Below are 21425 nucleotides of genomic sequence, written 5' to 3' on the forward strand. Positions count from 1 at the left end.
TCGCGACGGTTTCTCGCTGGAGCCGCAGTAACCTGTCGGAGATTTCACTGGCCTTGGTAGGCTGCCTGCTTGTGCTGTTCGGCACCGATATCAAGAGCTGGGTGGAACAGCGCCTGGGTGGCCTGGCGGGGGCGCTGCGCGTACCGTTCATGGCCTTGTTGGTGATGATCGGCAGCGGCGCGGCGCTGATCTATGCCACGCCTTGGGTGGTGAAGGGGCTGAGCCAGTTCAACAACTACGCGCTGGCGCCGGTGCTGCTGGTAGTACTGGTGCTGATCGGGGTGGTGGCGGATCGACGAGGCTGAGCCACGGCCCTGCACTGAACCCTTGTAGGAGCAGCCTTGTGTCGCGATGGGCTGCAAAGCGGCCCCATCAATTGCTGCCTCACCGCTGAGCCCTTGGGGCTTACGCAATCTTTGTGGGAGCGGGCATGCCCGCGAACACCGGCGAAGCCGGTGCCATCCACCGCGTCGCCTGTTTCGCGGGCACGCCCGCTCCCACAGAAGTCCCGAACGGTCTTGAGCACAGTCAAGATCCGGATGAACGTCCAAACGCGGCTCAGCGCATCAAGCAAACGCTTCATATGCCTTGGCCTCCGTGTTGGCGGGCCAATCTTCCAGCATCTAACCGGTACTTCGATGCCTTCGAAAACTGTGTGGACGTTTTCGGTGAAGTGGCCAGGTTGATGGCCCTTCGAAATCAGATACCGGCATGGTTCTCAGGCCATGTCGAAGGGGCCGGAAAGCAGAATTCTTCTCCTACCCGGCCCATCACCGAATTCGTCCATACAGGAGCAGAGCGATGATAATTGGGATACGTGGCTAAAGCTGTTAACCGCCTTGACACACGTGATGCTGGATATTTCTGATCATTGACGGGCCTTTTCTGGCTGCCTATGATCCACTGACTGTGTGGATGTTTTCGGTGAGTCCCAGAGCGAAGGATACTCAGTCCTGTCGCTCACATAAAAAAACCGCCCTTCTCAAGGCGGTTTTTTTTTCGCCTGCATTTCTACAGGCATCGGCATATCGAAAGGCAGTATCAGCCGATCAATCCACCTTCTCGAACTTCAAATCCCAAACCCCATGCCCCAGCCGCTCGCCGCGGCGTTCGAACTTGGTGATCGGGCGCTCTTCCGGGCGTGGCACGTAGGTACCGTCAGCCGCACGGTTGCGATAGCCAGGGGCCGCGCTCATCACTTCCAGCATGTACTCGGCATACGGCTCCCAGTCGGTAGCCATGTGGAACACGCCACCCGGCTTGAGCTTGCGCCGTACCAGCTCGGCGAACTCCAGCTGGACGATGCGGCGCTTGTGGTGGCGCGCCTTGTGCCATGGGTCGGGGAAGAACAGCATGAGGCGGTCGAGGCTGTTGTCCGCCACGCAGCGGTTCAGCACTTCGATGGCATCGCAGTCATAGACCCGCAGGTTCTTCAGGCCTTGGGTCAAAACGCCGTTGAGCAGCGCGCCAACACCCGGGCGGTGCACTTCCACACCGATGAAGTCCTGCTCAGGCGCGGCAGCAGCCATTTCCAGCAGGGAATGGCCCATGCCGAAGCCGATCTCCAGGGTACGCGGCGCCGAACGGCCGAACACCTGGTCGTAGTCCACCGGGCTGTCGGCCAGCGGCAGGATGTACAGCGGGCCGCCCTGCTCCAGGCCACGTTGCTGGCCTTCGGTCATGCGCCCGGCGCGCATCACGAAACTCTTGATGCGGCGGTGCGGGCGGGCTTCGCCGTCGGGGGTGATCGGCGTATCGTGCGATTCAGTCATCAGGGGCTCTTACTTGATCAGACCATCCAGCGGCGAAGAGGCGCTGGCATAGAGTTTCTTCGGCATACGGCCGGCAAGGTAGGCCATGCGACCGGCGACGATGGCGTGCTTCATGGCCTCGGCCATCAGCACCGGCTGCTGGGCGTGGGCAATGGCCGAGTTCATCAGCACCGCTTCGCAGCCCATTTCCATGGCGATGGTGGCGTCGGACGCGGTACCCACACCGGCATCGACCAGCACCGGTACCTTGGACTCTTCCAGGATGATCTGCAGGTTGTAGGGGTTGCAGATACCCAGGCCGGTGCCGATCAGGCCTGCCAGCGGCATGACCGCGATGCAGCCGGCTTCGGCCAGCTGGCGGGCGATGATCGGATCGTCGCTGGTGTAGACCATCACATCGAAACCATCCTTGACCAACACTTCGGCAGCCTTGAGGGTTTCGATCACATTGGGGAACAGGGTTTTCTGGTCAGCCAGTACTTCCAGCTTGACCAGGTTGTGGCCATCCAGCAGTTCGCGGGCCAGGCGGCAGGTGCGCACGGCTTCGACCGCGTCGTAGCAGCCAGCGGTGTTCGGCAGGATGGTGTAGCGGTCCGGTGGCAGCACATCGAGCAGGTTCGGCTCGCCCGGGTTCTGGCCGATGTTGGTGCGGCGCACGGCAACGGTGACGATCTCGGCACCCGAGGCTTCGATGGCCAGGCGGGTTTCTTCCATGTCACGGTACTTGCCGGTACCGACCAGCAGGCGCGACTGGAAAGTACGCCCGGCCAGGGTGAAGGGCTTGTCGCTACGAACGTTGCTCATGGTTGTTCCTCGGGAAAAGGTTGCTGGGCTTGCAGGTGAATCGCCGGCCGGAATCAGCCGCCACCGATGGCGTGGACCACCTCGACCTGGTCGCCGTCGTTCAACAGCGTGCTGTCGTGCTGGCTACGCGGCACGATATCCAGGTTCAGTTCCACCGCGACGCGGCGCCCGGTCAGCTCCAGGCGGGCCAGCAGGGCCGCGACGCTTTCGCCAGCAGGCAATTCGTAAGGTTCACCGTTCAGTTGAATGCGCATGCGCACGGCCACCATTGTTCTTTGGGGCCCGCATTCTAGCGCTGAACCACCCTGCAACCCAAGGGCGCCGCACGCCATTAGTCGCGATTGTGGACCACTCGGTCAACCGAGCCGCCAGGCTGCCAGGCCCAGGCACAGCCAACCGGTGAGGAAGCACAGGCCACCAAGCGGGGTGATGATGCCGAGCTTGCCCAGGCCGCTGAGGGTCAGCAGGTACAGGCTCCCGGAGAACAGCACTATGCCCAGGGCAAACAGGCCGCCAGCCCAGCCGACCAGGCGCCCTGGCAGGTGCACCGAGAGCACGGCGACGGCGAAGATCGCCAGGGCATGCACCAACTGGTAGGTCACACCGGTCTGGAAGATCGCCAGGTAGTCGGCCGTCAGCCGGTTTTTCAGGCCGTGGGCGGCGAAAGCGCCCAGGGCGACACCGGTGAAGCCGAAAAAGGCGGCAAGCATCAGGAAGCTGCGAAGCATGGGACGACTCCTTGGATCGGGTCTGTATAATGGCCCCTTCCACCCGTACGGCCAAGCCATCGCCATGCTGCCAACCCTTCTCCGCCGCCTCTCCCGCGCCCTGCTCTGGTTCGCTGCCGGCAGCATCGTGCTGGTGCTGGTGTTCCGCTGGGTGCCACCACCCGGTACGGCGCTGATGGTCGAGCGCAAGGTACAGTCTTGGGTGAATGGCGAGCCGATCGACCTGCAGCGCGACTGGGAGCCGTGGGAAAACATCTCCGACGACCTCAAGGTCGCGGTTATCGCTGGCGAAGACCAGAAGTTCGCCAACCACTGGGGCTTCGACATCCCGGCCATCCAGGCGGCGCTGGCCTATAACGAGCGAGGCGGCAGCATTCGCGGTGCCAGCACCCTGACCCAGCAGGTGGCCAAGAACCTGTTCCTGTGGTCCGGGCGCAGCTGGTTCCGCAAAGGGCTGGAGGCCTGGTTCACCGCGTTGATCGAGTTGTTCTGGTCGAAGGAGCGGATTCTCGAGGTCTACCTGAACAGTGCCGAATGGGGCAAAGGTGTGTTTGGCGCCCAGGCGGCAGCGCGCTACCACTTTGGCGTCGATGCCAGCCGGCTTAGCCGCCAGCAGGCGGCGCAGCTGGCAGCGGTGCTGCCGAGCCCGATCAAGTGGAGTGCCAGCCGGCCCAGTGCCTACGTGGCCAGCCGGGCCGGCTGGATTCGTCGGCAGATGAGCCAGTTGGGTGGGCCCAGCTACCTGATGCAGCTCGACTCGTCTCGAAAGCTTTGAATGCTGTGCCGGCCTCTTCGCGGGTGAACCCGCTCCCACAGGTACTGCACTGCCCGTTAGACTTGTGCAATACCTGTGGGAGCGGGTTCACCCGCGAAGAGGTCAGAAAAGCCAACACAAATAAAAAAGCCGCTCACCCGATCAGGGGCCAGCGGCTTTTCTGTGCAACCAAGGCCTGATCAGGCCGCGATCAGCGCCTTGACCTTGTTCATCGCATTCTTCTCCAGCTGGCGAATACGCTCGGCCGAAACGCTGTACTTGTCCGCCAGCTCATGCAACGTGGCCTTCTCTTCCGCCAACCAGCGCTGGTAGAGAATGTCGCGGCTACGCTCGTCCAGCCCTTGCAGTGCTTCGTGCAGGTTGCTGGTGGAGTTGTCGCTCCAGTCTGCATCCTCCAGCTGCACCGCCGGGTCGTAACGGTGGTCTTCCAGGTAATGTGCAGGCGACTGGAAGGCACTGTCGTCGTCAGCTTCCGCTGCCGGATCGAAGGCCATGTCCTGGCCACTGAGGCGGCTTTCCATCTCGCGCACTTCACGCGGCTCCACGCCAAGGCTTTCCGCCACGCGGTGCACTTCGTCGTTGTTCAGCCAGGCCAGACGCTTCTTCTGGCTGCGCAGGTTGAAGAACAGCTTGCGCTGGGCCTTGGTGGTGGCCACCTTGACGATGCGCCAGTTGCGCAGGATGAACTCGTGGATCTCTGCCTTGATCCAGTGCACGGCGAACGAAACCAGGCGCACGCCCATTTCCGGGTTGAAGCGTTTGACGGCTTTCATCAACCCGACGTTGCCTTCCTGGATCAGGTCGGCCTGGGCCAGCCCGTAGCCGGCATAGCTACGGGCGATATGTACGACGAAACGCAGGTGGGCCATCACCATTTGACGAGCGGCCTCGACATCCTGCTCATAATAGAGACGCTCGCCCAGATCACGCTCCTGCTCGACAGTCAGCAGCGGGATGCTGTTGACCGTGTGCACGTAGGCTTCCAGGTTTGCACCGGGTACCAGGGCATAGGCAGGTTGCAACGATGTGGTCATTCAAGAACCTCCGACTTACAGAACTCACGCCTTGTGGGCGCTGCCAACATTGACCTGGAACGACGGTACAAGTTCCATAGTGAAGAATTTGTCAATGCTGGCACGTAAAAACTATCGCGGTGCCAGCTCGTTCAGATGGCGGGCCACTGCGATCCATGCACCGATATACCCCAACAGCACCGCTCCGATCAAGAGCGACAGACCATCGGACGCCGGCACTCCGCCCAGGGCGAAGTCGCTGCCGTACAGCCCGGAAAGCCCTACCACCGCCTCGTTCAGCCAGTTCAGGCCAAACGCCAGGATGCCCCACGCGATCACCCCTGCACCCAGGCCATAAAGCGCGCCCATGTACAGGAAAGGCCGGCGTACGTAGGCATCTGTACCACCTACCAGCTTGATCACTTCGATCTCGGTACGGCGGTTTTCAATGTGTAGACGAATTGTGTTACCGATTACTAACAGCAGGGCAGAAATCAGCATCACGGCCAGGCCGAAGACGAAGCGGTCACCCAACTTGAGGATGGCCGCCAAGCGCTCGACCCATACCAGATCAAGTTGCGCCACTTCCACCCGCGGCAGCTCCGACAGGCGCTGACGCAAGGCTTCCAGGGCTGGTTTATCGACTTCGGTAGGGGTCACCACTACCACGCCAGGCAGCGGGTTGTCTGGCAGTTCACGCAGAGCCTCGCCCAGGCCGGACTGCTGCTGGAACTCCTCCAGCGCCTCCTCACGGCTGACATACTGCGCGTCGGCCACGCCGGGCATGCCCTTGATCTCGTCGCGCAGCGCCTCGCCTTCACGGCTGCCTGCATCGAGCTTGAGGTACAGAGAAATCTGCGCGGCGCGCTGCCACGAGCCGCCAAGCTTCTCGACGTTCTTCAGCAGCAACGACAGCCCCATGGGCATGCTCAGCGCCACCGCCATTACCAGGCAGGTGAAGAAGCTGCCGATCGGCTGCTTGCCCAGCCGGCGCAGGCTGTCGGCCATGCTGGCGCGGTGGCTTTCCAGCCAGGCATGCAGCAGCGTGCGGAAATCCGGGCCATCATCGTCGTCGTGCTTTTTCTTCGCCGGTTGCGGGTCGGCCGGTTTCGGCGCAACCCGCTCGGAAACTTTCGGCGTACGTGTAGTGCTCATTGCCCGGCCTCCCCATCGCCGATCAAGCGGCCGCGCTGCAAGGTCAGCATGCGGTGGCGCATGCGTGCAATCAGTGCCAGGTCGTGGCTGGCGATCAATACCGTGGTACCCAGGCGGTTGATGTCCTCGAATACCCCCATGATCTCTGCGGCCAGGCGCGGGTCGAGGTTACCGGTGGGTTCGTCGGCCAGCAGCAGGGCTGGCTGGTGGACGATGGCGCGGGCGATACCCACCCGTTGTTGCTGCCCGGTGGACAGGTCGGCCGGAAACAGCTCGCCCTTGTCGGCCAGCGACACTCGCTCCAGCGCCGAGTCCACGCGCTTGGCGACCTCGGCCTTGGACAGGCCGAGGATCTGCAGTGGCAAGGCAATGTTGTTGAACACCGTGCGGTCGAACAACAGCTGGTGGTTCTGGAACACCACGCCGATCTGCCGGCGCAGGAACGGGATCTGCGAATTGCTGATCTGGCCCAGGTCCTGCCCGGCCAGCATCAGCTTGCCGCTGGTCGGGCGCTCCATCGCCAGCAGCAGGCGCAGCAAGGTGCTCTTGCCCGCGCCCGAGTGGCCGGTGACGAACAGGAATTCGCCCCGGCGCGCCCGGAAACTCAGCTCATGCAAACCCACATGACCATTGGGATAGCGCTTGGCAACCTGTTCGAATCGGATCATGTTCAGTCTCGCTCGGCGAACAGAGCCTTGACGAACGGCTCGGCTTCGAAGGTACGCAGGTCGTCGATGCCTTCACCGACACCGATGAAGCGGATCGGCAGCTTGAACTGCTTGGCCAGGGCGAAGATCACCCCGCCCTTGGCAGTGCCATCCAGCTTGGTCAGGGCCAGGCCGGTCAGTTCGACACTCTGGTTGAAGTACTTGGCCTGGCTGATGGCGTTCTGGCCGGTGCCGGCATCCAGCACCAGCAGCACCTCGTGCGGCGCTTCGGCATCGAGCTTGCCGATGACCCGGCGGACCTTCTTCAGCTCTTCCATCAGGTTGTCTTTGGTGTGCAGGCGGCCAGCGGTGTCGGCGATCAGCACATCGACGCCACGGGCCTTGGCGGCCTGTACGGCATCGAAGATCACCGAAGCGGAGTCGGCGCCGGTGTGCTGGGCGATCACCGGGATCTGGTTACGCTCGCCCCACACCTGCAGCTGCTCGACCGCAGCGGCACGGAAGGTGTCGCCAGCAGCCAGCATCACTTTCTTGCCTTCGAGCTGCAGCTTCTTGGCCAGTTTGCCGATGGTAGTGGTCTTGCCGGCGCCGTTCACACCGACCACCAGGATCACGTAGGGCTTGTTCTGAGCCTGCACCACTAGCGGCTGCTCGACCGGGCGCAACAGCGCAGCCAGCTCTTCCTGCAGCGACTTGTACAGGGCATCGGCGTCGGCCAGCTGCTTGCGGGCAACCTTCTGGGTCAGGTTCTGGACGATGGTGGAAGTGGCTTCCACACCGACGTCGGCGGTCAGCAGGCGAGTTTCGATTTCGTCGAGCAGGTCGTCATCGATGACCTTCTTGCCCAGGAACAGGCTGGCCATGCCCTCGCCGATGCTGGCGCTGGTCTTCGACAGGCCCTGCTTGAGGCGGGCGAAGAAGCCGGGCTTGGCCTGCTCGGCCTGCGCGGCTACCGGGGCTTCAGCCTCGGGGGCAGCGGGCGCTGGTGCTGGTCGCTCCGGGATCGCGGGCGGCGCTTTCGGCTCCAGATCCGGCACCAGGGCCACGGGCTCTTCGGCAACCGGCAGCACCAGGCTGCTGACCGGCAGGGCCGGCTCGACGACCGGGGCCGCCTCGACAGGGGCTGGTTCGACCGGGGCCGCCTGCAAGGGCATGGACGCGACCGGCTGCGGTGCAGGTGCTACCAGCGGCTGGGACGCAACCGGCTCGGGTTCAGGGGCCTGCAACGGTTGGGAAGCAACCGGTTCGGGAACAGGGGCCTCGACCAACGGGGGCTGGACCGGTGCGGCGACCTGCTGCGGTTCGGTCAGCTGTGGGGCGGCAGGGGCCTGAACGGGCTCAGGGGCCTGTGGCGCTTCGGCGGTAGCCCCCTCGACCGGAGCGGCTGCAGGCTGCTCGACGGCTGGGGATTCATTCTCGGGCACGCCCGTTGCCACAGGTTGCTGCGGTTTCTTGCGAAACCAGCTGAACAGGCCTTTCTTCTCACCAGCCTCGGCCGGCGCTTTTTTGTCGTCGTTGGAACCAAACATGGAAGACGGCTATCTCAGGGTAGCGATGGGCCAGCTATGGCGCATCGGGAATTCTCTCTACGCAGAACAGACTATCTTGAAGCCGGCTGGTTCATGCGCAACGTTTTGTCTTAGTGTCCTGCAGGCCAGAACGGCGACAGGCATGGTCGCCAGGCAACCGGATCAGTATCCTAGCACCTCCTGGCCCGCCGACGCTAAACCAGCGGGCCGCCGAACAGGTTAAACACCGTATGAATGCTCTAGCCCGCCGCGCCGCTGGCCTGTTGCTCGGCACGCTCTGCCTGCCGCTCGCGGCTTTCGCCGCCGATGTGCAACCCACCCACGAATTCATCCTCGACAACGGTCTGAAAGTGGTCGTGCGCGAGGACCATCGCGCCCCGGTAGTGGTCTCGCAGATCTGGTACAAGGTTGGCTCCAGCTACGAAACCCCGGGCCAGACCGGCCTGTCCCACGCGCTGGAACACATGATGTTCAAGGGCAGCGCCAAGGTCGGCCCCGGCGAGGCCTCGCGCATCCTGCGTGACATCGGCGCCGAAGAAAACGCCTTCACCAGCGACGACTACACCGCCTATTACCAGGTGCTGGCCCGCGACCGCCTGCCGGTTGCCCTGGAGCTGGAGGCCGACCGCCTGGCCAGCCTGCGCCTGCCCGCCGACGAGTTCAGCCGCGAAATCGAGGTGATCAAGGAAGAACGCCGCCTGCGCACCGACGACCAGCCCAACGCCAAGGCATTCGAGCTGTTCCGCGCCATGGCCTACCCGGCCAGCGGCTACCACACCCCGACCATCGGCTGGATGGCCGACCTGGAGCGCATGAAGGTCGAGGAACTGCGCCACTGGTACGAATCCTGGTATGCCCCCAACAACGCTACCTTGGTGGTGGTCGGCGATGTCACCGTCGATGAGGTCAAGGGCCTGGCGCAGAAATACTTCGCCAGCATCCCCAAGCGCGCCGTACCGCCGGCCAAGCTGCCACTGGAACTGGCAGAACCGGGCCAGCGCCAGCTGACCCTGCACGTGCGCACCCAGCTGCCCAGCCTGATCTACGGCTTCAACGCTCCCGGCCTGGCCACTGCCAAGGACCCGCGCACGGTGCACGCCCTGCGCCTGATCTCGGCACTGCTCGACGGCGGCTACAGCGCCCGTATGCCGGCACGCCTGGAGCGTGGCCAGGAGCTGGTAGCCGGTGCCTCGTCCAGCTACAACGCCTTCACCCGCGGCGACAGCCTGTTCCTGATCTCGGCCACGCCAAACGTGCAGAAGCAGAAAACCCTCGCCGATGTCGAGAAGGGCATCTGGCAATTGCTGGACGAACTCAAGACCACCCCGCCCAGCGCCGAAGAGCTGGAGCGCGTACGCGCCCAGGTCATTGCCGGCCTGGTCTACGACCGCGACTCCATCAGCAGCCAGGCCACCACCATCGGCCAGCTGGAAACCGTCGGCCTGTCGTGGAAACTGATCGACAGTGAGCTGGACGAGCTCAAGCGCATCACCCCGCAGGACATCCAGAACGCCGCGCGCACCTACTTCACTCGCGAACGCCTGAGCGTTGCCCATGTACTGCCCGAGGAGTCCGCTCATGAGTGATCGCCGCACACCACGCCCAACCCTGCTGGCCACGGGAATCCGCGCCCTGGCCCTGGCAACAGTACTGGCCGCTCCGGCCATGGCCGACAACGCCACCAAGGCCGACAGCAGCGCGGCCCGCCCGGCCAATACCTTGCAGTCGCTAGCCGAGCTGGATGGCAAGGCACCCAGCCGGCGCCAGTTGAACATCCAGCACTGGAATACCGCCGAAGGTGCCCGGGTGCTGTTCGTCGAGGCCCGCGAACTGCCGATGTTCGACCTGCGCATCACCTTCGCCGCCGGCAGCAGCCAGGACGCCGGCACCCCGGGCCTCGCGGCCCTGACCAATGCCATGCTCAACGAGGGCGTAGCCGGCAAGGACGTGACCGCCATCGCCCAAGGCTTCGAAGGCCTGGGCGCGGACTTTGGCAACGGATCCTACCGTGACATGGCCGTGGCCTCGCTGCGCAGCCTCAGTGCCAAGGACAAACGCGAACCGGCGCTCAAGCTGTTCACCGAGGTTGCTGGCAAGCCGACCTTCCCGGAAGACGCTCTCAAGCGCATCAAGAACCAGATGCTGGCCGGCTTCGAATACGAAAAGCAGAACCCCGGCAAGATCGCCGGCAAGGCCTTGTTCGGCAAGCTCTATGGCGACCACCCCTACGCCCACCCGAGCGACGGCACTGCCGAAAGCATCAACGGCATCACCCTGGCGCAGCTGCGTGCCTTCCATGCCAAGGCCTACACCGGCGGCAATGCGGTCATCGCCCTGGTCGGCGATCTCAGCCGCGCCGAAGCCGAAGCTATCGCCGCCCAAGTGTCCGCCGGCCTGCCCAAGGGCCCGGCGCTGGCCGCACCAGCCCAACCCACTGACGCCAAGGCAGGGCTGACCCACATCGACTTCCCGTCCAAGCAGACGCACCTGATGCTGGCCGAGCTTGGCATCGACCGCCAGGACCCGGACTGGCCGGCCCTGTCACTGGGCAACCAGATTCTCGGCGGTGGTGCGTTCGGCACCCGGCTGATGAGCGAGGTGCGTGAAAAGCGCGGCCTGACCTACGGCGTGTACTCGGTGTTCAGCCCAATGCAGGTGCGTGGCCCGTTCATGATCAACCTGCAGACCCGTGCCGAGCTCAGCGAAGGCACGCTCGAGCTGGTGCAGGACATTCTCACCGACTACCTCAAGGCCGGCCCCACCCAGCAGGAACTGGACGATGCCAAGCGCGAACTGGCCGGCAGCTTCCCGCTGTCCAATGCCAGCAACGCCAGTATCGTCGGCCAGTTGGGCGCCATTGGCTTCTACAACCTGCCGCAGACCTGGCTGGAGGACTTCATGCAGCAATCCCAGGCCCTCACCGTCGAGCAGGTCAAGGCGGCCATGAACAAACACCTGTCAGCCGATAAACTGGTGATCGTCACCGTTGGCCCGAAAGTGCCACAAAAACCGCTGCCAGCACCCACTGACAAGCCCTCCGAGCAACCGCTCGGGGTACCGGAGCATTAATGCCAAGATCCACCCCACCCGCCCGTCCCCAATCGGGCCAAAGCAAGGGCCAGGGCCACCTGCGCATCATCGCCGGCGAGTGGCGCAGCCGCCGCCTGGCAGTGCCCGAAGGTGAAGGCCTGCGACCAACGCCTGACCGCGTGCGGGAAACCGTATTCAACTGGCTGGCACCATACATCGAGGGCGCCCGCGTGCTGGACGCCTTCACCGGCAGCGGCGCCCTGGTGCTCGAAGCCCTGTCCCGCGGGGCCGAAGACGCCGTGGCGCTGGACAGCAACCCTGCGGCAATCGCCAACCTGAAGAACAACCTCGAGATCCTGCGCTGCCCGCGCGGGCAAATCCTGCAAACCGACGCCCTGCGCTATTTGCAAGGCCCGGCCAAGCAGCAGTTCGACGTGGTGTTCCTTGACCCGCCGTTCCACCAGGACCTTCTGGCCGACACCTGCAACCTGCTGGAGCAGAACCAGTGGCTGCGCGAGCAGGCGTGGGTCTATACCGAAAGCGAAGCTGCGCCGTCGACCTTGCAACTACCGGGCAACTGGCGCCTGCATCGCGAGAAGAAGACCGGCCAAGTGCATTACGCACTTTGGCAACGGGGCTGACCCGCTAACCCAGGGTTGCCGTATTTAGTTACCACAAACCCGCCGCCCCCATGGCTGAAGCTGCTCCTTCCTTTCCTGCAGGAGCACTTCAACCATGACCGCGCGCCCATCCCCGCCTGCGCCAGCAAGTTCGGTACACGCCTTTACCCTTGCCAACGGCCTGCGGGTCTACCTGCGTGAAGACCATCGTGCGCCACTGGTCAGCGTACAGCTGTGGTACCACGTAGGCTCCAGCTACGAACCTGGAGGCCACACCGGCCTGTCCCATGCCCTGGAGCATCTGCTGTTCGAAGGCAGCAGCAAACTGGCCCCAGGCCAGTATGCAACCTCATGACCCACCTGGGCGGTGCCCCGAATGCCTTCACCTACGCCGATGCAACGGTCTTTCCGCTGACATTGCCTCGCAACCATGTGGAGATTGCGCTGGAGGCGATGGCCGACGTCATGGCCAGCGCCACTCTCAGCGATGCGCCCTTTGCCCGTGAACTGGCGGTGGTCATGGCCGAGCGACGCGAGGATGTCGACAACAGCCCCTTGGCACTGGCACTGGAACATCACCTGTCGCTGGCCTACGGCAACAGCGGCTATGGCACGCCCGTGATTGGCTACAAGACCGACCTGGGCCATATGACCCCGGCGGCGGCGCGCACCTGGTACCAGACCTGGTACCACCCCAACAACGCCACGCTCGCCGTGGCCGGCGACATTACTCTGGCACAGCTGCAAAAGCTGGTGACCCGCCATTTTGCGACGATCCCCGCCCGGCGCCTGCCACTCCGGCAAACACCCTCCAATCCCTCCGGGCAGGTTCGGCGCATCCAGACCCTGAACTGGCATGGTCTGAACACCGGCGTGATCGTCAGCTTCAACATTCCCAGCCAATGCACCGCCCGGTCTGCCACGCAAGCCTGTGCACTGCGCCTGTTGCCCGACATTCTTGCCGAAGGCCACGCCAGCACGCTGCAGCGCCTGTTGGTACAGGACACTCCGCTGCTACAGGGCTTGAGAGCGACCTATGAGCCATGGCAGCGCGGTGACAGCCTGCTGACCTTCTATGCGTTCTGCAGCCCGCAGGTTACGCCGGAGTCAGCAGCCGAAAGGCTGATGCTGGAAATCGAAGCGTTCCGCCAGTCAGCCCCCTCCAAGGAAGACCTTCAACGCGCCAAGGCTCGTCTGCTGGCCAGGCAACTGTTCGAAAGGGACGACATCGGGAGACAGGCAGAGGCCATTGGCAAACAGGCCGCCTGCGGTCTGGACCCTGTCGCCCTGGACGATGAGCGGCAAGCCATCGAAGCCGTGACAGCCGAGCAGTTAGGCCTGGTTGCCCTGGAGTTCCTGACTGAAGCCCGTGCGGCCATCACCTTCATGCACCACAAGGAAAGTACAGATGAATGACAAGATCGCGAGCATGCCGCAGCCGACTGGCGCCAACCGAGGTTTCGGTAGCCTGGTCTCGGCCCAAGGGGTTGACCTTGACCAGCTCGAACCCGTTCAGGTGCAGGTGCAGACGTGGACCACGGAAGCAGGCGCCGGCGTGAAATTCGTCGAAACACGCGGGCTGCCTATCGTCGACGTTGTCCTGCGGTTCAAGGCCGGCACGACCCAGGACACCGAGCAGCCCGGCCTGGCAGCCTTGACACTGTACATGCTCGACGAGGGCGGCCAGCGCTACACGGTTGCTCGGCAAGCTGCGGGCATGGAACGCCTGGGAGCAATCCTGGAAAAGCAGATACGCCTGGAACATTCAACGCTCAGTCTGCGCAGCGTGAGCACGAAAACGATACTCGAGCCGGCCTTGGACCTGTTTACCGACCTCGTGGCAAACCCGGCTTTCCCTGCACCCGCCCTGGAAAAGATCAAACTCCAGCTCGTGCAGCACAACGCTTCACGCGAACGGCGCCCCAGGCTCAGAGCACGCAGCGAGGCGTTTCGCCATTTGTTCCAGGGTCATCCCTATGGCAACCCGCTGGGCAGCACCATTCAAGGCGTGGACGCCGTCAGCCCTGAAGACCTGCGGGCATTCCACCAACGCGCCTACAGCGCCAGCAACCTGGAAATTGTGCTTGTCGGGGACCTGGCCCTGAGCGAAGCGCAAGCCATAGCGCAACAGATCAGCCAGGCCCTGCCGAAAGGCTGGTCCGCCGTTGACCTGCCAGCCGTCCCGGTAGCCACACATGCAACCATCAACGTCGAACAGCCCGGCACGAGCAGTACAGTGCTGCTGGCTCTGCCCATGAACGTTCCCGCCAATGACCCGGAATTCCCAGCCCTGGTGCTGGCCAGTGAAGTGTTGGGTTCAGGCCTCGAGTCGCGCCTGATGGTGGAACTGCGCCAACGTCGCGGGTTGACCTACGGCATCTACAGCCGTGCTTTGCCGTTGAGTGCTGGCGGGCTGTTCACCATAGAGTGGGAGATCGCGCCACCGTACGTGCAAAGCTCCCAGGAACTGGTAGCAGCCTTGCTGCGCGATTTCATGGAGGAAGGGCCAACCCAGGCCGAGCTCCAGCTGGCGCGCAAACAGCTGGCCGGGCAGTTGCTGCGTGGCGTGGCGCAGAACAACAGCCTGGCGGCATTGCTCACGGAGATGACCCAGCAACGTCAGCCCGCAGACTACCTGAACACTTACATCGAGCGCATCGGCAGGCTGAGCCCGGCGGATATCCGCGCGGTGATGCAGCGCCGGCTCGACCTGGACTATAAGGTGCAGGTCAGTGTCGGGCCACGTGTCGAACAGCAACCGCTGCCAGCCACCGACCAATAGCGCAGGTACAGTGGCGCTGTTTCATGGCACTCTAGGCAGGCACATCACGAGTCGCCCAGCATGCCCAGCCCCAGCGCCACATTCCGCCCGGCCATCGGCCTGTCCAACCCCCACCTGCAAACCCTATGGGGGCCACTGTGGCGAAAGTTGCCCGAACTGCAACGCAACCGCGAACGGTTATGGCTGGCCGATGGCGATTTCATAGACCTGGACTGGCACGGCCCGCACCAGCCGCATGCACCGTTGGTGCTTGTACTGCACGGGCTGACCGGTTCCTCCCACTCGCCCTATGTCAAAGGCTTGCAGCAAGCGCTGCAAGGCCGCGGCTGGGCCAGTGTGGCGGTGAACTGGCGCGGTTGCTCGGGCGAGCCCAACCTGCTGCCGCGCAGCTACCATTCCGGCGCCAGCGAAGACCTGGCCGAAATCGTCAGCCACCTGCGCGCCCAGCGCCCTCTGGCGCCGTTGTATGCGGTGGGTTATTCGCTGGGGGGCAATGTGCTGCTGAAGTACCTGGGCGAAAGCGGTGTCGCCAGCCAGTTGCAGGCTGCGGTGGCAGTGTCGGTGCCGTTTCGCCTGGACCACTGCGCCGACCGCATCGGCCAGGGCTTTTCAAAGGTGTACCAGGCGCATTTCATGCGTGAAATGCTGGCTTATGTGCAGCTCAAGCAGCGGTACTTCCACGACAAGGGCCAGCATGAACGGCTGGCGACGCTGCAAGGGCTGGGGCCGTTGGGCAACCTGCGCACGTTCTGGGATTTTGACGGCAAGGTCACCGCACCGCTGAACGGCTTTCGCGATGCACACGACTACTACCGCCGCTCATCCAGTCATTTTTTCCTCGGCCAGAACCGCACGCCGACGCTGATCATCCACTCCAGCGATGACCCTTTCGTCTCTGGCCACAGCCTGCCGACGGCCCGCGAACTGGCGCCGCAGACCCGCTTCGAACTGCACAGCCGCGGCGGCCATGTGGGCTTTGTCGACGGCAGCCTGCGCAACCCGGGGTATTACCTGGAACGGCGGATCCCGCAGTGGCTGGTGGAAGGCCAATAAAAGCCGCAGTTTTCATTGGCAGTACCGGCCTCATCGCCGGCAAGCCAGCTCCCACAGGGATGGCACAGGCCTGATGGGCAGTGGTGTACCTGTGGGAGCTGGCTTGCCGGCGATGAGGCCGAGCCTGCTTACTCCCCTGTGGCTACGCCATGAGCGGGATCATTGATCCACTCGCTCCACGACCCAGCATACAGCTTGCCCAGCGGATACCCCGCCAATGCCAGGGCAAACAGGTTATGGCACGCCGTCACCCCTGAACCGCAATACGCCACCAACTGCTCCGGCGCACGCCCGGCCAGCTTTTCGGCAAAGCGCTGTTTCAGCTGCTCCGGCGGCAGGAAACGCCCATCAGCCCCCAGGTTGTCGGTAAATGCCGCGCACTGCGCCCCGGGAATATGCCCCGCCACCGGATCGATCGGCTCCACTTCGCCACGGAAGCGCGGCAAGGCACGCGCATCGATCAACGTCAGGTCTGCATTACCCAAGCGCTTGGCCAGGTGCTCGGCATCGATCAGCAGCTTGCCGTCCGGCTCACCGTTGAAGGTGCCTTCCCGCTTGAGCGGCGGGTCCAGGCTGAGCGGCAAGTGCGCCGCATGCCAGGCCTTCAGGCCACCATCGAGGATCGCCACGCCGCTGCGCTTGCCCAGCCAGGCCAGCAGCCACCAGGCACGGGCAGCAAAAGCACCAGGGCCGTCGTCGTACAGCACCACCTCGCTGTCATCGTCCAGGCCCCACTCACGCAAGCGCTCGACCAGCCGGCGCGCATCCGGCAACGGATGGCGCCCGGTGCGCCCCTTGCTCACCGGCCCGCTGAGGTCACGCTCCAGGTCGGCAAAATGCGCCCCGGCAATATGCCCCTGGGCGTAGCTGCGTTGGCCATAGTCCACATCCTCGAGGGCAAAGCGGCAGTCGAGGATCACCAACTTGGGCGAGCCCAGACGCTCGGCCAACTGCTGCGGGGTGATCAATTGCGCAAGGGGCATGACAATCTCCTGATCGATGGCACTATCGATAGCACTAAGGCCCTGGGCTAGTGCTCCAGGGCCTGGTTGAACGGTACATGGAATTCTTGGCAAAGGGCGTCCACGGCATTGCGGGCGTTGTCGGTGACGAAGCCGAGCTCCAGCACCAGTACCTGGTAGACGCCGCGCTTGAAGGCTTCTTCACCCAGGTGCGCGGAATGCTCCCGCGTGGTGCTGAGAAAACGTACCCAGGACGTCAACACGATCCAGGCATTGATGGTCAGCGATTCGATCTGCGCTGGTGCCATGGCCAGGATGCCCGCCTCGACGAAGCCGCGGTAGATCGCCTGGCCCTGGCGCAGGCAGCGCTCGGAAAAGCGCCGATAACGGGCGGCCAGTTCCGGGTCGCTGTCCAGCAGGTGCTCCAGGTCGCGGTGCAGAAAACGGTAGTTCCACATCGCCGCCAGCAGGGCCTTGAGGTAGAAGCGCTTGTCCTCCACGGTCGCCGCGCGGCCTTGCGGCGGGCGCAGGAAGCTGTCCACCAGTTCTTCGTACTGGCTGAACAGCAAAGCGATGATCGCCTGCTTGTTGGGGAAGTGGTAATACAGGTTGCCGGGCGAAATTTCCATGTGCGCGGCAATGTGGTTGGTACTGACACTGCGTTCGCCCTGCTGGTTGAACAGCTCGAGGCTGTTCTGCACGATGCGCTCTCGGGTCTTCATGCGCGGGGCCATGCTCAGCTCCCAGTCTGCGGGCCTTCATCAAAGGGTCATCTTACGGCGTATTGGCGGTGGAATGCACCGCTCGACAACGCGTAAAAATTCGCACCATCGTACAAATTAGAGTATAGGCTCTAGGGAATCCCTGCCCGGACTCGAAGCCGCCATGAACTCGCCCAGTGCCTTGCCCCCTGTGCAATCCGACCTCGACCTTGCGGCGACGTTCGCCATCCAGCGCCAGGCCTTTGCCGGCAACCCCTTGCCAGCGGCGGCGCAGCGGCGCCAATGGCTGAAAAGCCTGCGGGAAGCCTTGCTGGCCGGCCAGGCCGAACTGATCGAGGCAATCGGCCAGGACTTTGAGGGGCGCAGCGCTGACGAGACCCTGCTGGCCGAGCTGCTGCCCTCGGTGCAAGGCCTGCGCCACGCCGAAAAGCACCTGCAGCGCTGGATGCGCGCCAGCCGGCGCAAGGTCGGCCTGGCCTTCCAGCCGGCCAGCGCTCAGGTGCGCTACCAACCCCTGGGCGTGGTCGGCATCATCGTGCCGTGGAACTACCCGCTGTTCCTCGCCATCGGCCCGCTGACCTGTGCCCTGGCCGCCGGCAACCGGGTCATGCTCAAGCTCAGCGAAGCCACGCCCGCCACTGGCCAGGCGCTCAAGCAACTACTGGAGCAGGTGTTCCCCACCGATCTGGTCAGCGTGGTGCTCGGCGAGGTAGAGGTAGGTCAGGCCTTTGCCCGCCTGCCGTTCGATCACCTGTTGTTCACCGGCGCCACCAGCGTGGGGCGCCAGGTAATGCTGGCTGCGGCGCACAACCTGACCCCCGTCACTCTGGAGCTGGGCGGCAAGTCGCCAGCCATAGTCTCGGCCGACGTACCGCTGGACACTGCCGCCGAGCGCATCGCCTTCGGCAAGACCCTCAACGCCGGGCAGACCTGCGTCGCCCCCGACTACGTGCTGGTGCCACGCGAGCGGCTGGAGGCCTTCAGCGACGCCTACCAGCGTGCCGTACACCGGCTGTACCCGCGCATCGCCGACAACCCCGACTACACCGCCATCATCAACACGCGCCAACTGCAGCGCTTGCAGCATCTGCTGGACGACGCCCATGCCAAAGGTGCGCAGGTGCTCGACCTGTACCCCGGTGAAACCCGCCAGGGCCGGCGCCTGCCACCACACCTGCTGCTGGAGGTGAACGACGGCATGCTGGTGATGCAGGACGAAATCTTCGGCCCGCTGCTGCCGCTGGTGCCCTACGACAGCCTCGAGCAGGCATTGGCCTATATCAACCAGCGCCCGCGCCCTCTGGCGCTGTACTACTTCGGCTATGACCGCGCCCCTCAGGAGCAGGTGTTGCGCCACACCCACTCCGGCGGGGTATGCCTGAACGACACCCTGCTGCACGTGGCTCAGGATGACTTGCCGTTCGGTGGCATCGGCCCTTCAGGCATGGGCCATTACCATGGCCATGACGGCTTCCTGACTTTCAGCAAGGCCAAGGCGGTGCTGGCCAAGCAACGCTTCAACGCTGCCCGGCTGATCTACCCGCCTTATGGCAAAGCCCTGCAGCGTCTGGTCTTCAAGCTTTTCATCCGCTGAGGGCCGGCCCATGCACCGCCGCGACCTGCTGCGTTTCAGCCTTGGCGCCAGCGTCTTTCTGGCCGGTACCAGCCTGGTCGGCTGCAGCGCACAGACAGCCGCGACGGGCTACCAGGTACTGCGCGACGACGACCTGCCGCTGCTGAACGCGCTGATCCCGGTGGTACTGGCCGGCACGCAGCCCGCCGAGACTCTGGTGCTGCACAGCCTCGACCACAAGTTGGCGGCGCTGTCGCCGGAAATGCTCAAGCTCACCCGGCAATTGTTCGACGTGCTCAACCTGCCGCTCACCCGTGGCCCACTGACCGGTGTCTGGGGCGCATGGGAATACGCCAGCGCCGCGCAGGTCACGGCCTTCCTGCAACGTTGGCAGCACAGCTCGCTGAACCTGCTGCGCATGGGCCACGCCTCGCTGCTGCAGTTGCTGCAGATGGCCTGGTACGAACGCCCTGAATCCTGGGCCAACTGCGGTTACCCGGGGCCACCGAAAATCTGAAATCGACAAGAGCAGCGCCAATGCCTGTACCCGACCCCTTTCGCCAAGGCCTGGAACGCGGCTGGATCACCCACGACGCGTCGCGCCTGGAGCACGACCTCACGCTGGAGGCCGACGTTGCCGTGATCGGCAGCGGCGCCGGTGGGGCTACCAGCGCACAGATGCTCAGCACTGCCGGCTTCAAGGTGCTGCTGATCGAAGAAGGCCCGCTGAAGACCAGCAGCGATTTCCACCTGCTGGAAAACGAAGCCTATGCCAGCCTGTACCAGGAAGGCCTGGGCCGCATGAGCAAGGACGGCGCCATCACCATCCTCCAGGGCCGTGCCGTGGGCGGCACCACGCTGGTCAACTGGACCTCGAGCTTTCGCACGCCGCCACAGACCCTGGCGCACTGGGCCGCGGCCCATGACGTGACCGGCCTGGGCGAAGAGCAAATGCGCCCCTGGTTCGAACGCATCGAGCAGGAACTGGGCATCACCCCATGGGCCCTGCCACCGAATGCCAACAATGACGTGCTGCGCCGTGGCTGCGAACAGCTGGGCTATCGCTGGGCAGTGATCCCACGCAACGTGCGCGGCTGCTGGAACCTGGGCTACTGCGGCATGGGTTGCCCGGTCAATGCCAAGCAATCGATGCTGGTAACGCGAATTCCCGCCACCCTGGAACAGGGCGGCGAGCTGTTGTACCTGGCTCGGGCCGAGCGCTTCGAACACAACGGCGAGCGCATCCAGGGCTTGTCATGCCAGGCCCTGGATAGCCAAGGCATACACGCCACAGGCCGTCAGGTCCGGGTGCGCGCGCGCCACTACATTCTTGCTGGTGGCGGCATCAACAGCCCGGCCCTGCTGCTGCGCTCCGACGCGCCCGACCCACATGGACGCCTTGGCAAACGCACCTTCCTGCACCTGGTCAACTTCAGCGCAGCACGCTTCAACGACCGTATCGACCCCTACTACGGCGCGCCGCAGTCCATTTACAGTGACCACTTCCAGTGGCAAGACGGCAGCGACGGCCCGGTTGGCTACAAGCTGGAAGTACCTCCGCTGCACCCGGCCCTGGCCAGCACGCTGCTGGGCGGACATGGCCACGAGAATGCTCGGCGCATGGCTGAACTGCCACATACCCACGTGATGCTGGCACTGCTCCGTGACGGCTTCCACCCGCAAAGCCAGGGCGGCGCCGTGGAGCTGCGCGGCGATGGCTCACCAGTGCTCGATTACCCGGTCACTGACTACCTGCGCGACGGTCTGCGCCGCGCCTATCGCAGCATGGCGCAAATCCAGTTCGCCGCCGGCGCCACCCAGGTCACCCCGGTGCACAGCGATGCCATGGCTGCATCCAGCCTGGAGCAGGCCTTGGCCATGATCGACAAATTGCACCTGGAGCCGTTCCGCACGCGCCTGGGCAGCGCTCACGTGATGGGTGGCTGCGCCCTCGGCGACGACCCGCGCCAAGCGGTGTGCGACAGCCTTGGCCGCCATCACCAGCTGGAAAACCTGTCGATTCACGACGGTTCGCTGTTCCCCACAAGCATCGGTGCCAACCCGCAACTGTCGGTGTATGCCATCAGCGCCAAGCTCACCGAAGCGCTGGTCGCCCGCCTGGCACACAGCGCATGACAAGCAACCGGGCCCCTGTCTATAGTGCCATCAGCCGGCCGCATGACTTGGCCGGGGCGCCGTCGCTGCGCTACCATCCGACTCCCCAACGCACTCCAGCCAG

20 protein-coding genes and 1 pseudogene are annotated in these 21425 nt (G+C 64.2%); 11 read left to right on the plus strand and 10 right to left on the minus strand.

Going from position 1 to position 21425, the window contains the following annotated elements:
• Positions 1-305 (plus strand): DUF3392 family protein (locus JV551A3_RS29630; protein ID WP_133979359.1); only part of this gene is annotated, 305 nt, incomplete at its 5' end.
• 744 nt (positions 306-1049) lie between these two features.
• On the opposite strand, the gene trmB is transcribed toward JV551A3_RS29630, so the two are convergent.
• The 4 genes from trmB to JV551A3_RS29655 all read right to left on the minus strand — a co-directional run bounded on the left by trmB (position 1050) and on the right by JV551A3_RS29655 (position 3304).
• Complete coding sequence (gene trmB / locus JV551A3_RS29640) at positions 1050-1772, minus strand: tRNA (guanosine(46)-N7)-methyltransferase TrmB (RefSeq protein WP_013974624.1); 723 nt, start codon at positions 1770-1772, stop codon at positions 1050-1052.
• Positions 1773-1781: 9 nt separating this feature from the next.
• A complete protein-coding gene (locus JV551A3_RS29645; protein ID WP_013974625.1) occupies positions 1782-2576 on the minus strand; it encodes a thiazole synthase in 795 nt (264 codons plus the stop codon).
• Between the two features lie 53 nt (positions 2577-2629).
• On the minus strand, positions 2630-2830 hold the full coding sequence (thiS, locus tag JV551A3_RS29650; protein ID WP_003257817.1) for a sulfur carrier protein ThiS: 201 nt from the start codon (positions 2828-2830) through the stop codon (positions 2630-2632).
• 102 nt (positions 2831-2932) lie between these two features.
• Positions 2933-3304, minus strand: a complete 372-nt coding sequence (locus JV551A3_RS29655; RefSeq protein ID WP_133976082.1) for a DUF423 domain-containing protein — start codon at positions 3302-3304, stop codon at positions 2933-2935.
• Positions 3305-3368: 64 nt separating this feature from the next.
• On the opposite strand from JV551A3_RS29655, the gene mtgA reads away from it, so the two are divergent.
• Positions 3369-4079, plus strand: a complete 711-nt coding sequence (gene mtgA, locus JV551A3_RS29660) for a monofunctional biosynthetic peptidoglycan transglycosylase (protein ID WP_112249692.1) — start codon at positions 3369-3371, stop codon at positions 4077-4079.
• A gap of 179 nt (positions 4080-4258) precedes the next feature.
• On the opposite strand, the gene rpoH is transcribed toward mtgA, so the two are convergent.
• The 4 genes from rpoH to ftsY all read right to left on the minus strand — a co-directional run bounded on the left by rpoH (position 4259) and on the right by ftsY (position 8444).
• The gene (gene rpoH, locus JV551A3_RS29670; protein WP_003249083.1) at positions 4259-5113 is read right to left on the minus strand and encodes an RNA polymerase sigma factor RpoH; all 855 of its coding nucleotides are present in this window, start codon (positions 5111-5113) and stop codon (positions 4259-4261) included.
• Positions 5114-5224: 111 nt separating this feature from the next.
• Positions 5225-6247 (minus strand): permease-like cell division protein FtsX, encoded by a 1023-nt coding sequence (ftsX, locus tag JV551A3_RS29675; RefSeq protein ID WP_133976086.1) that lies wholly within the window; start codon positions 6245-6247, stop codon positions 5225-5227.
• The gene (ftsE, locus tag JV551A3_RS29680; RefSeq protein WP_013974630.1) at positions 6244-6915 is read right to left on the minus strand and encodes a cell division ATP-binding protein FtsE; all 672 of its coding nucleotides are present in this window, start codon (positions 6913-6915) and stop codon (positions 6244-6246) included. The genes ftsX and ftsE overlap by 4 nt, the downstream gene beginning before the upstream one ends.
• A gap of 2 nt (positions 6916-6917) precedes the next feature.
• Positions 6918-8444, minus strand: a complete 1527-nt coding sequence (ftsY, locus tag JV551A3_RS29685; RefSeq protein WP_133976088.1) for a signal recognition particle-docking protein FtsY — start codon at positions 8442-8444, stop codon at positions 6918-6920.
• Positions 8445-8674: 230 nt separating this feature from the next.
• On the opposite strand from ftsY, the gene JV551A3_RS29695 reads away from it, so the two are divergent.
• The 6 genes and pseudogenes from JV551A3_RS29695 to JV551A3_RS29720 all read left to right on the plus strand — a co-directional run bounded on the left by JV551A3_RS29695 (position 8675) and on the right by JV551A3_RS29720 (position 15929).
• Complete coding sequence (locus JV551A3_RS29695; protein WP_133976090.1) at positions 8675-10030, plus strand: M16 family metallopeptidase; 1356 nt, start codon at positions 8675-8677, stop codon at positions 10028-10030.
• Entirely contained in the window at positions 10023-11513 is a 1491-nt protein-coding gene (locus tag JV551A3_RS29700) for a M16 family metallopeptidase (protein WP_133976092.1), read from the plus strand. The genes JV551A3_RS29695 and JV551A3_RS29700 overlap by 8 nt, the downstream gene beginning before the upstream one ends.
• Complete coding sequence (rsmD, locus tag JV551A3_RS29705; RefSeq protein WP_112249700.1) at positions 11513-12115, plus strand: 16S rRNA (guanine(966)-N(2))-methyltransferase RsmD; 603 nt, start codon at positions 11513-11515, stop codon at positions 12113-12115. Before JV551A3_RS29700 ends, rsmD begins: the two co-directional genes overlap by 1 nt.
• A gap of 94 nt (positions 12116-12209) precedes the next feature.
• A pseudogene (locus tag JV551A3_RS29710) lies at positions 12210-13510 on the plus strand (M16 family metallopeptidase).
• Positions 13503-14876 (plus strand): M16 family metallopeptidase, encoded by a 1374-nt coding sequence (locus tag JV551A3_RS29715; protein ID WP_133976094.1) that lies wholly within the window; start codon positions 13503-13505, stop codon positions 14874-14876. Before JV551A3_RS29710 ends, JV551A3_RS29715 begins: the two are co-directional and overlap by 8 nt.
• Positions 14877-14936: 60 nt before the next feature.
• Positions 14937-15929, plus strand: coding sequence for a hydrolase (locus JV551A3_RS29720; RefSeq protein ID WP_133976096.1), 993 nt, complete (start codon positions 14937-14939; stop codon positions 15927-15929).
• A gap of 128 nt (positions 15930-16057) precedes the next feature.
• Here the strand turns inward: JV551A3_RS29720 and JV551A3_RS29730 are convergent, their stop codons facing one another.
• Positions 16058-16912, minus strand: a complete 855-nt coding sequence (locus JV551A3_RS29730; RefSeq protein ID WP_133976100.1) for a sulfurtransferase — start codon at positions 16910-16912, stop codon at positions 16058-16060.
• A 47-nt stretch (positions 16913-16959) separates the two neighbouring features.
• Complete coding sequence (locus JV551A3_RS29735; protein WP_025340981.1) at positions 16960-17625, minus strand: TetR/AcrR family transcriptional regulator; 666 nt, start codon at positions 17623-17625, stop codon at positions 16960-16962.
• 151 nt (positions 17626-17776) lie between these two features.
• Here JV551A3_RS29735 and JV551A3_RS29740 point away from each other — a divergent pair, with 151 nt between their 5' ends.
• From JV551A3_RS29740 to JV551A3_RS29750, 3 genes are read left to right on the plus strand one after another with little or no spacing between them, the layout of a single operon-like run.
• Positions 17777-19207, plus strand: a complete 1431-nt coding sequence (locus JV551A3_RS29740; RefSeq protein ID WP_133976102.1) for a coniferyl aldehyde dehydrogenase — start codon at positions 17777-17779, stop codon at positions 19205-19207.
• Positions 19208-19217: 10 nt separating this feature from the next.
• Entirely contained in the window at positions 19218-19703 is a 486-nt protein-coding gene (locus JV551A3_RS29745) for a twin-arginine translocation pathway signal protein (RefSeq protein WP_133976104.1), read from the plus strand.
• Between the two features lie 20 nt (positions 19704-19723).
• Positions 19724-21322, plus strand: coding sequence for a GMC family oxidoreductase (locus tag JV551A3_RS29750; protein ID WP_133976106.1), 1599 nt, complete (start codon positions 19724-19726; stop codon positions 21320-21322).
• Positions 21323-21425: the final 103 nt, after the last annotated feature.

The organism is Pseudomonas inefficax (assembly GCF_900277125.1).
Taxonomy (GTDB): Bacteria; Pseudomonadota; Gammaproteobacteria; order Pseudomonadales; family Pseudomonadaceae; genus Aquipseudomonas; species Aquipseudomonas inefficax.